Below are 10,535 nucleotides of genomic sequence, written 5' to 3' on the forward strand. Positions count from 1 at the left end.
TGGCCGGCCGAGTCGATTGTCGAACAGTAGTTCGACTCAGCGCAAGATCACGATCGGGTGATCATCGCAGCGAGCGCAGGTGCCCGGCCTGCGCCAGCACCCCGTCCAGGGCGCCGACGAAGTGCGGGAACCGCTGCGCGAACCGCCCGAGGTCCGCCGACTGGTCGGCCTGCCCGAACCAGTACAGCCCCGGCCGGCCGCCCGCGAACGTCGTGAGCCAGCGCTCGGTCTCGCCCAGCACCACCGCGTACGGAAGCGACCGCGAGAACACCATCTCCCGGTCCTGCTCGGGGATGTCCGAGGGCGAAGCCGTGTGCAGGTACCCCCGCAACCCGCGGACGTGCTCCAGCAACGCGGCACCGCGCTTGGTCCGCGCGGGCATCCACCGCGCGCCCAACGCGAGCCCGACGCCCGCGACGGCCACCACCAGGCCGAACAACGCGGGTCCGGAGATCAGCGCCAACCCCACCGTGGCCACGACGCCCAGCGCCACCACAGCGAGCCCGACCCACCACCACAGGCTGCGCTCGGCGTCCGGACGCCGCACGAACCAGTTACGCGCCACCACGTCCGCATAAAGCTCGTCACGCACGCGCGCCAGGTCTATCCGCCGGCCTCGCAGCTCCGACAGCAGCACGGAGTCCACACCGTCCGGCAGGACCGCCTCGTACACCGCGCGCTCGTAACCGGACAGCGAGGAGTCGGCCGGGTTGCGGCGCACGAACCGCCAGTCGCGCTCGCCGACCTCCTCGATCCACACGTAGTTGCGCACGGCGAGGTCCACGACGGTCGCGGTCACGTCCACGACGTCCACGTGCTCGTCCACCACGGTGCCGACCTGACCGGGCAGCACGCCGTCCGGCGACGCGAACGCCACCCGCCCCGAAGGGTCGGTGACCAGCACGTTCACCGGTCCGACCTCGCTGGCGAGCGCACGGGCGTCACGGCCGCGCAGGTACCACAACAGGGCCAGGCCGCCCAGCAGCAGCACGACCAGCCCGCCCAGGCCGATAGCGGTCGCCGGGGTCAGCGCGAACGCCGCCGCCAGGCCCGAGGTCTGCTCCACGCGGGCGTTCGCGGGCGCCGCACCGTCCTGCAACCCGACCGCCACGTCGATACGCTCACCTGCGGGAAGACCGATTTCGGTGGCACGGACGCCGCGGCCGTCGCCGAGGTCGGCGGACGTGCACGGCCTGGACGTGCCGGGCGGTCCGGCCAGGCAGTTCACCGATTTGGGGGCGTCCGGCGTGATGACGGAGACCTTCACCGAGTCCAGGGCGGTGTCCCAGCCGCTCGCGGGCTGCCAGCGCAGTTCCAGCGTGTCACCGATCTTGGCGACGGTGCCCACCACGGAGTACTTGACGGTGGAGGTCCCGGACTGCAGCGCGATGGTCAGTTCGCCTTCGGAGACCGTGGCCGACCCGTTGCCCTCTACAGAGGCGTCCGTCACGTCGAACACGCGATCACGGTCGTCTCCAACGGCGATGCGCAACGGCACTACGCGTTTGGCGCTCTTGCCGTCGGGGACGCTGACGACCTCGGTGACGGTCAACCTGCCGTCGCGCTCCAGCTTGAGGCGCACGTCGGCGCCGACCGTGCCGGGCAGCCCCGCGGGACTGCTCGGCTGCGCCGCCGCCGTGCCGACGAACGTGCACAGCGCGGCGGCGCACAAGATCGCCGCTCCCCAGTTTTTCAACACGGCCGCGGAGAATAGCGGAGCCACCCTATGCTTCTGTGCTGATTCGGGCATCCGCGATTTGGGGGATCACCAGCGATGACGCAACCACCGCCGCCGGGTGGCTGGCCGCCACCACGACCGGTTGGGCCACCACCCGTGCCCGCTCCGCTGAACCCCCAGCCCACGCGTCCCTGGCCGACCCAGCAGCAGCCCGGCCAGCAGCAGCCGCCCATGCAGCAGCCCGGCCAGCAGCCGTGGCCGCCGGCCCAGCAGCCCGCTTCCCAGCCGCAGTTCCCGGGCCAGCAGTTCCCGGGTCAGCAGCAGTACCCGCCCACGCCGCCGCCCGGAATGCCGCCGGTGGGCCCGCCGCAGCCCCCGCCCATGGCTGCACCGCAACCGCCGCCCGCGAACTGGGGCCCGCAGCCGGGTTGGGGACCGCCCGGTCAGCCTTATCCGCCGCTGCCGCGCAAGAAGAACAACGGACCGCTTGTGGCGGGCGTGGTCGTCGGAGTCGTCGTCCTGGGTATCGCGGCCATCGGAATCATCGCCACGACCACCAAACCGAAACGTCTGAACGACTCCGCGTATTCGGGCTACTCCAGCTACACGTACTCGTACCCGACGACGACCACCACGACGACAACGACCACCACGACGACCACTACAACGCGGACAACGTCCACTAGCACCACCAAGGCCGGCCCGAAGGCGGTTATCGCGCTCGGCGACAACCCGATTCACGGTGCGGGTCTGGGCGCGTTCAACATCGACGGGTGTCCGCTGCCCGCCATGAACTACTCGCCGGCGGGTCAGGACAGCTTCCTGCGGGCGGCGCTGCCGTGCATCGAGGCCATGTGGAAGCCGTCCTTCCAGAAGGCGAACCTGCCGTACCAGCCGGTGGAACTGGTCATGGTGACCTCGCAGATCACCAACCCGTGCGGCGGCATGGGGCCCGACCGGACCGCTATGTACTGCGAAGGCACCATCTATTGGACGCCGAACCACTACGCGAACGAGCAGGGCGCGGCGAACCCCAACCACCCCGGCAAGTACCTCGGGCAGTTGGCGCACGAGTACGGCCACCACGTCCAGTGGCTGTCGGGCATCCTGCGCGCGTCCGGCCAGGCGCAGTACGACAAGGGCGGCTGGGACACCCCGGCGGGTCTCGACCTGAACCGGCGCAAGGAACTCCAGGCGACCTGCTTCGGCGGCATGACGCTGGCCCCGCTCTCGCACGGCGCGGTGCCCGGCGACGTGATCTCCGTGGCGCTGAGCGACGCCGGCAGCCGGGGTGACTACCCGATCTACCCGCACCGTGACCACGGCGCTCCGGAGCGGAACGCCGCCTGGGTCAACCACGGCTTCAAGAACAACGAGACGAGCGCATGCAACACTTGGCTCGCGAGCGCGGAGGATGTGAGCTGACCCGACTGGAGGACCGTGCACACGCCTGAGGAGCCCAAGAACAACCCGATGGTGCTCGTCGGCGTGTTCGCGTTGATCGTGTCCTCGGTCCTCGGTCTCGGTCTGGTGACCCAGTGGGACAACGCGCGCAAGATCCCCGGTAAGGCGGTCGCGGGTCCTTACACGCCTCCGTCGACCCCTACGACGACGGAGGCACCACGTCCGCGCGCGGTGCACCGGTTGGCCGACCACCCGTTGTTGACCACGCCCGTGAAGTTGACGGCGACGGGGTGCGTGTTGCCCGAGTTCGGGGTGTCCGACGCGGAGCTGTCGGCGTACTACACCGCCGGGGTGGCGTGTCTGGACCAGGCGTGGAAGCCCGCGTTGGCGCAGGCGAACCTGCCGTTCGAGGCGCCTGCGCTGGACTCGTCGCCGGACCTCAAGGAAGGCCCGTGTGGCGCCGCGCCCGCTGAGAGCGAGGCCGTGGCGTACTACTGCGGTCGCAACCGCACCATCTACATGCCTACGAGCAGGCTGCGGGACAACGGCGGTGGCGAGCGCCCTGGGATGCACCTGGCGACGTTGGCGCACGAATACGGGCACCACGTGCAGGCGTTGAGCGGGATGCTGCGGGCGGCGGACAGCAAGATCGCCGACGCGGGCGAGGACACGCCGGCCGGGCTGGAGATGTCCCGCCGGATCGAACTGCAGGCCAACTGCTTCGCGGGGATGTTCCTCACGGCGGTGTCCGGGACCATCGGTGAGGACCTGGCGCGAGAGGCCACGGACGACTTCCAGTACGCCGTGGAGGAGCCTGCGGACAAGAACGCGCACGGGAGCCCGAAGAACCAGGGCATGTGGGCGTCTTACGGGTTCGACACGGGCACTACGACGTCGTGCAACACCTATACGGCTTCGGCGGAGGCCGTGGCCTGAGGTCTGTGCCGTCCGCCGACGAGGTGGGCGTAGAGGCCGCCGGCCATGCCGCTGAGGCAGGTGAGCAGGACGGCCAGCCTGGTTTCCAGCGGCATGCCGACCGGGGCGCTGGTCGCCGCCTGCACGGTGAAGTCGCCGCTGGTGTCGGCGGGGACCACGACCTCGACGACCTCGTTCTGCTGGTGGCCGCAACCGTCGAGGCGGGCGGTGCGGGTCTGGTCGTCCACCTTGAGTTCGACCCGGTCGTAGGCGTCGCCGCCGCCGCAGGGCGCCGGGGTGACGACGGTCGCGGAGGTCCGGTGGGCGGTCGCGGCGGAGCCGGCCGGCCACCAGAACGCGACCGCCGTCGCAATGCCCGCGAGTCCCAGGACCAGCAGGACCAGCGCCCAGCGCACTGGGCTCAGCCGAACCGCCACAGCGTGGATGGTCGCAGACGGGGTGGCCGGTTGTCGTGCGGCCCGGGGTGCGTGGAGGGCCGGCCACGATCACCCGAAAGTGATCTTGACGCATTCGAACACCAGTTCGAAACTGGATCCATGAAGAACCGACCCGATCCAGTCCCCCGACCGATCCCGACCCGTTCCGGCCCGGCCAGATGTCCTTCCCGTCGCGCGCGGGGGCCGTGAGGCGCGGCGGAGCTGAGCGGTGGCTGAAGAGGTGGGCGGTGCCCGACGTCCACCACACGTTCCCCGTTGCCGACCACGCAGAATGAGGAGGTGTCGACTGCAGCCAGGGTGCTGGTGATCGAAGACGCCGAGGCCATCGGCGCCGCGGTGGGTTCGGCCCTGCGCGAGGCCGGGTACCAGGTCCAGGTCCGTCCGGACGGCCGGGACCTGGAAGGCGACCTGGCGCGGTTCCGCCCGGACCTGGTGGTGCTCGACGTGATGCTGCCGGGCCGGGACGGGTTCATGCTGCTGGAGGTCATCCGGCGCACCAGCGGGGCGGGCGTGGTCATGCTGACGGCCCGCGACGGTGTGGCGGACCGGCTGCGCGGGCTGGACCGCGGCGCGGACGACTACGTGGTGAAGCCGTTCGTGCTCGCGGAGCTGGTCGCGCGGGTCAGCGCGGTGCTCCGGCGGCTGGGCCGGACGCCGTCGACCGTGCAGATCGGCGACCTGCTGGTGGACGCGGACTCGGCGGTGGTGCTGCGCGGCGACGTGCCGGTGGAGCTGACCGCGACGGAGCTGCGGTTGCTGCGCTACCTGGCCGCCCAGCGGGGCCGGGTGGTCGGCAAGACGCAGATCCTGACGGCGGTGTGGGGCTACGAGGACTACGACCCGAACCTGGTCGAGGTCCACGTGAGCGCCCTGCGCCGCAAGCTTGAGGAGCACGGCCCGCGGTTGCTGCACACCGTGCGGGGGCTGGGGTACGTGTTGAGGGCGGACGAGACGTGAGCCTGCGGACGGTGTCCCTGCGCCGCCGGGTCACCATCTCGGCGATCGTCGTCCTGGGCCTCGTGCTGGTCGGCTTGGTGCTGGTGGTGGACGCCATGTTCGCCGCGCAGTCCCGGCGGGACGTCGAGACCGCGTTGTCCGACAAGTACCGCGCGGCGCAGGGCATGTTCGCGAAGCAGCCGCGGATGCGCGGGCAGGAGTTGGTGAGCCGGCTGGAAGGCCGGGGTGTGCAGGCGTACGTGGTGATGCCGGACGGCACGGCGTTCGGCCACTCACCCGCGGAGGACGTGGCGCACAAGGTCAGCCGGGAGCTGCCGGACGGGTCGAAGCTGACCTTGTGGGCCGAGTCGTCGGTGATCACCGACGCGCAGGCCCGGCTGCGGCGGTTGCTGCTGCTCGTCGGGTTCGCGGCGCTCGGGGTGACGGCGGTGGCGCTGGTCTGGGTGGTCCGGCGGGCCTTGGCCCCGTTGGACGCGATGACCACGCTGGCGCGGTCGATCGCGAGCGGCGACCGGGGGCACCGGCTCAACCCGTCGCGGACGGACAACGAACTCGGCCGGACGGCGGCGGCGTTCGACGACATGTTGGACTCGTTGGAGGGATCGGAGGAGCGGACCAGGAGATTCGTCGCGGACGCCGCGCACGAGCTGAGGACGCCGATCGCGGGCGTGCAGGCCGTGTCGGAGGCGATGATGCAGACCGGCAGCGCCGAGGACCGGGAGCGGCTGAACCTGTTGCTGGTGCGGGAGTCCCGCCGAGCCGGCCGGCTCGTGGACGACCTGTTGGCGCTGGCGCGGATCGAGGCGGGCCTGGAGCTGCACCGGGAGCGCGTGGACCTGCTCGCCTTGGCGGAGGCCGAGGTGGGCCGCACCAGGCTGCTCGCGCCGGACTTCGACATCGCCGCGTCCGGCACGTCGGCCCACGTGTGGGGCGACCCGCAGCGGTTGGCGCAGGTGCTGGCGAACCTGGCCGACAACGCCCGCCAGGCGACGGGCCCGTCGGGCACCGTGCGCCTGCACGTCTCGACCTCGGGCAGCTACGCGTTGCTGACGGTCACCGACGACGGCCCGGGCGTGCCACCGGAGGACCGCGAACGCATCTTCGACCGCCTGGTCCGCCTGGACGAGGCCCGCGACCGCCGCTCCGGCGGCTCGGGCCTGGGCCTGCCCATCGCCCGGGGCGTCGTACGCGCCCACGGCGGCGAACTCTCCTGCACAACCCCGACCACTCTCATCCCACCCCACCCGGCCTCGCACTACCCCACCGATCCGGCGGAGCAGGCAACCCCAACGCCCGCCACACCAACGCCAGCCACCCCGCCCGCCGCACCAGCCACCCCGACGCCCGCCACCCCGACGCCAGCCACACCAACGCCAGCCACACCAACGCCGGCCACACCGACGCCGGGCGGCGCGGGCTCGGAGGGCCGTGGTGTGAGCCCAGGCGACGGCACGGTGCAGGCGAGCAGTGCGGGCGCGGTGAGCGCCGAGACGCCGGCGGGCAATGGCGGGGTGCCCGCAGGCAGCGCAGGCGCGGCGGGCATGGGCCGGGGCGGCGAGACACCCGCAGGCGGCGCGAGCACGGCAGGCAGCGCGAGCACGGCAGGCGGCGAGGTCGAGGGGGCAACGTTGGGGGACTTCGCCGGCGGTGGGGTTGTGGGGGCGGTGTTCTTGTTGCGGTTGCCGTTGGCTGATTGACGGGCTGCGGCTTGCTGGGTTTGGGTCATATGACCTTGTTGGTGGCGTCGGTCTTGGTGATTCTTGTGGCGTGAGTGCCAGGGGCCGCAATTGTGCGGAGCGGCTTGGGCTCGCTTTCACTGGAATGGGTGTCCTGTTCCCGGCTTTTCGGGAAGTCGGCCTCTGGTTTCCGGGAAGTCGGGACCGGAATGCTGCACCACCGGGCACCCCGAGTTCACCGAGGATGTGATCATGTCCGCCCCCACCGAAGACCGAGGACAGCACCAACCCCGCCCGCGCGACCGCCGGACTCCGGAACGCACCGCGCACGAAACCACCGAGCACCGGCACCCGCGACTCGGTGACCTGCGGCTTTGGTACCCCGCGTTCGAGGTGTACGCCGCCAGCGCCGGCCCGCGCAACCCCTACTTCCACGGGCCGCACGTCAGCTCCCCCGTCGATCTCGACCGGGTCTGGCTCGGCATCCAGTGGTTCCAGGACCGGTACGGCGACGGGGCGCTCGGGTTGCCCTCGCTGGCCGAGATGAACGCCGAATTGCGGGTTCGGGGACACGGCGGCGGCGGTCCCGGCGTCACCGACGAAGGGTCGCCCTGTCACAACTTCTGGCACTGGATCCACGGGGAATGAGAAAAGACCCGTTACTTCCCTAGAGGGGGCGGCAGTGCATTCCGGTGGTGCGGCGGCGGCGCGTCGGTCGTGGCCTGATCCGGCGATCGTGGTGTCCCGGCTGCTCGCGGCGGTGGCGGCGGTGCTCGTGGTGGGCGCCGTCGTCCGGGCCGTCGCGGTGGACGGCGTCGCGTCGCACCCGCGGAACTGGTTCGTCGCGGTCGTGTTCACGTTGGTCGGGGTCCGGGTGGTCGCGCACGCGCGGGGCAACGCAGTCGGGTGGACGATGTTGGCCACCGGTGTGTCGTGTGCGGTGGCGGTGGGGGCCGAGGCGTGGCCCGGGGTCTGGTTCGCCGCCTGGGTCGGGACCTGGTCCTGGTGGCCTGGCTATTCGCTGCTCTCCGTGGTGATGCTGCTGTTCCCCGACGGGCGTCCGCTGTCGCGGTGGTGGTGGCCGGCGCTCGTGCTCGCGTTCGCCGGTGTGGTGTTGCCGGCGGTCGGGTTCGGGTGGGCGTCGTGGTCGGCTCCGGCTTCCTTCTGGCAGGACGCGGTGCACGGGGCCGCGCGGCGCGGGGTGCCGTTGGTCGTGGCGGTCGTCGGGTTCCTGTGCTTCGTCGTGGGGCTCGTGGGCGGGCTCGTGTCGCTCGTCGTGCGGGCGCTGAGAGCCACCGGCGCGGAACGGCGGCTGTTGTGCGCCGCGATCGTCGGCGGGGTCGTCGCGGTCGTGGCGTTCGTGTTGGAGGTGGTGGCGTCGCTGGACGGGGCGTGGCTCGCGATGGCGGCGGCGTTCCCGACCGCCGCGGTGGTCGCGATCCTGCGCTACGGCCTGTACGACATCGACCTGGTCATCCACCGGACCTTCCTGTACGGGCTGCTGGCGTCGTCGTTGATCGGCGGGTACGTGCTGACCGTGCTGGCCGCCGCCGCGGTGGTCATGCCGGGCACCGCGCACGTCGTGGGCACGGTCGCCGTCGTCCTCGCGGTCGCGCCGCTGCACCGGGCCCTGCTGCGCGGGCTGAACCGGCTGCTCTACGGCAACCGCGCCGACCCGTACCGGGTGCTGTCCGATCTGGGCCGGCGGCTGGAGCACCCGTTACACCCCGACGCGGTGTTCCAGACCGTCGCGCGGTCGGTGGCTGAGGCGTTGAAGCTGCCCTACGTCGCGGTCCACCTGGAGACCGGGGACGACTTCGAGGTCGTGGCGCGGCACGGGCGGGCGCGTGGGCGGTCGCGGGTGCGGTTGCCGATGGTGGTGAGCGGGCGGCGGGTCGGGGAACTGGTCGCCGAGGCCCGCTCGCCGGAGGAGCGGTTGAGCCGGCTCGACACCAAGCTGCTCGCCGACGTCGCCCGCCAGGCCGCGCCGGCCGCCGAGTCCGCCCGCCTCGCGCGGCAGCTCAGACAGGCCGACGAGCACTTCGAGCAGGAGCGCAAAGAGGACCTGAAGCGGATCATCCGGGACCTGCACGACGCGATCGGGCCGAGCGTGTTCGGCATCCGGCTGCTGGTGAAGGCGGCGTTGCAGGAGGTGGAGAGCGGTTCGCCGTTGAGCGGCCGGCTCTCGCAGGTGCTCGACCGGCTGGACGCGCTGCAATCCGAGGTGCGGGCGGTGGTGCGCAGCGCCCGGCCGCGCGACCTGGACCACGGGCTGGTCGAGGCGGTGCGGCGGCAGGCGGAGCGGTTCACCCGCGAGTTCGACGTCGAGGTGGTCGCCGACCCCGGCGTGGACGGGCTGCCCGACCGGGTGGAGCTGACCGTGTACTGGATCGTGAGCGAGGCGTTGAACAACGTCGCGCGGCACGCGGACGCGTCGTCGTGCCAGATCCGGATCACCCGGACGCCCGAGCTGGAACTGGTGGTCACCGACGACGGGCGGGGCGTCCGGCCCGACCAGGCGCTGTCCGGCGGGCTGGCCACGATGCGCGAGCGCTGCACGGAAATCGGCGGCACATTCAGCGTCGAACCTGCTTCTCCGGGTACCCGAATCGTGGCCCGACTCCCGGTCGGAACGCATTGATCGCGAATGCGTTCGGGTCGGGCCCGCCGGTCCGGTCACCCAACGGGCCGGGGGTACGCTGGCGGCACCGACACCTGATCGGCGGGCTAGGAGTGCATCGTGGCCGAAGAGGCGCTTCCGGTTTTGATCGTCGATGACCACCCCACGTCGCTAATGGGTCTGCGCGCACTGCTCGCCATGTCCGGATTCAGCGTCGTCGACGAATGCCGGAACGGCGAAGACGCGGTGCGAAAGGCGTTGGAGCACAAACCGGCGGCGATCGTGATGGACCTGCGGATGCCGCGCCGGGAGGGTGACGCGGTGACCTCGTGCGGGGCCGAGGTGATCCGGGAGATCCGCGACCAGTGGCCGGACGCCGTGGTCGTCGTGCTCACGATGGACGAGGACGACGAGCCGGTGCTGACCGCGTTGCGCGCCGGCGCCCGCAGCTACCTGCGGAAAAGTGATGAATCGTCGGACCTGGTGCAGCACGTGCGGCTCGCGGTCGCGGGCAAGGCGGTCATCGAGGCGTCCATGTTGGACGCGCTCGCGCGGCGGGTGCCGCAGGCGCCGAACGGGGCGCGCAGGTACCGGCTGACCAACCGCGAGCAGGAGATGGCGGCGCTGCTCGCCGACGGGCTGTCCAACCGGCAGATAGCGCGGGAACTGGGGCTGCAGCCGAAGACCGTGGACAACCGCATCAGCGACATCCGGGTCAAACTCGGGGCGCGGGACCGGGCCGAGGCGGTCGTGATCGCCCGGGACGCGGGATTCGGGCCGGAAAGCTGAGCCGTTCCCGGGAGGGGCATTCCCGGATTCCCGGGAAA

At 71.5% G+C, this 10,535-nt stretch carries 9 protein-coding genes; 7 read left to right on the plus strand and 2 right to left on the minus strand.

The window, feature by feature from the left end:
• Positions 1-61 precede the first annotated feature (61 nt).
• On the minus strand, positions 62-1,699 hold the full coding sequence (locus ABD126_RS04845; protein ID WP_343932400.1) for a DUF2207 domain-containing protein: 1,638 nt from the start codon (positions 1,697-1,699) through the stop codon (positions 62-64).
• 135 nt (positions 1,700-1,834) lie between these two features.
• On the opposite strand from ABD126_RS04845, the gene ABD126_RS04850 reads away from it, so the two are divergent.
• Positions 1,835-3,103: a neutral zinc metallopeptidase gene (locus tag ABD126_RS04850; RefSeq protein ID WP_343932401.1), complete on the plus strand. Its 1,269-nt coding sequence runs from the start codon at positions 1,835-1,837 to the stop codon at positions 3,101-3,103.
• Between the two features lie 15 nt (positions 3,104-3,118).
• Positions 3,119-4,018 carry a neutral zinc metallopeptidase gene (locus ABD126_RS04855; RefSeq protein WP_343932402.1) on the plus strand — a complete coding sequence of 300 codons (900 nt, stop codon included), beginning with the start codon at positions 3,119-3,121 and terminating at the stop codon, positions 4,016-4,018.
• Here ABD126_RS04855 and ABD126_RS04860 read toward each other — a convergent pair.
• Complete coding sequence (locus tag ABD126_RS04860) at positions 3,988-4,434, minus strand: hypothetical protein (protein WP_343932403.1); 447 nt, start codon at positions 4,432-4,434, stop codon at positions 3,988-3,990. The genes ABD126_RS04855 and ABD126_RS04860 overlap by 31 nt on opposite strands.
• 300 nt (positions 4,435-4,734) lie before the next feature.
• Here ABD126_RS04860 and ABD126_RS04865 point away from each other — a divergent pair, with 300 nt between their 5' ends.
• From ABD126_RS04865 to ABD126_RS04885, 5 genes are all read left to right on the plus strand, one after another.
• Complete coding sequence (locus ABD126_RS04865) at positions 4,735-5,412, plus strand: response regulator transcription factor (RefSeq protein WP_343932404.1); 678 nt, start codon at positions 4,735-4,737, stop codon at positions 5,410-5,412.
• Positions 5,409-7,109: a sensor histidine kinase gene (locus tag ABD126_RS04870; protein WP_343932405.1), complete on the plus strand. Its 1,701-nt coding sequence runs from the start codon at positions 5,409-5,411 to the stop codon at positions 7,107-7,109. Before ABD126_RS04865 ends, ABD126_RS04870 begins: the two co-directional genes overlap by 4 nt.
• A 231-nt stretch (positions 7,110-7,340) precedes the next feature.
• On the plus strand, positions 7,341-7,736 hold the full coding sequence (locus ABD126_RS04875) for a hypothetical protein (RefSeq protein WP_343932406.1): 396 nt from the start codon (positions 7,341-7,343) through the stop codon (positions 7,734-7,736).
• 34 nt (positions 7,737-7,770) lie between these two features.
• Positions 7,771-9,729 carry an ATP-binding protein gene (locus ABD126_RS04880; RefSeq protein WP_343932407.1) on the plus strand — a complete coding sequence of 653 codons (1,959 nt, stop codon included), beginning with the start codon at positions 7,771-7,773 and terminating at the stop codon, positions 9,727-9,729.
• A 99-nt stretch (positions 9,730-9,828) separates the two neighbouring features.
• The gene (locus tag ABD126_RS04885) at positions 9,829-10,497 is read left to right on the plus strand and encodes a response regulator (protein WP_343932408.1); all 669 of its coding nucleotides are present in this window, start codon (positions 9,829-9,831) and stop codon (positions 10,495-10,497) included.
• Positions 10,498-10,535: the final 38 nt, after the last annotated feature.

Source organism: Saccharothrix mutabilis subsp. mutabilis, assembly GCF_039521145.1.
Lineage (GTDB): Bacteria > Actinomycetota > Actinomycetes > Mycobacteriales > Pseudonocardiaceae > Actinosynnema > Actinosynnema mutabilis.

Excerpts from the sequence above, each read along its gene's own strand:
- ABD126_RS04875 (WP_343932406.1), top strand. The coding sequence starts at position 7,341 with ATGTCCGCCCCCACCGAAGACCGAGGACAGCACCAACCCCGCCCGCGC.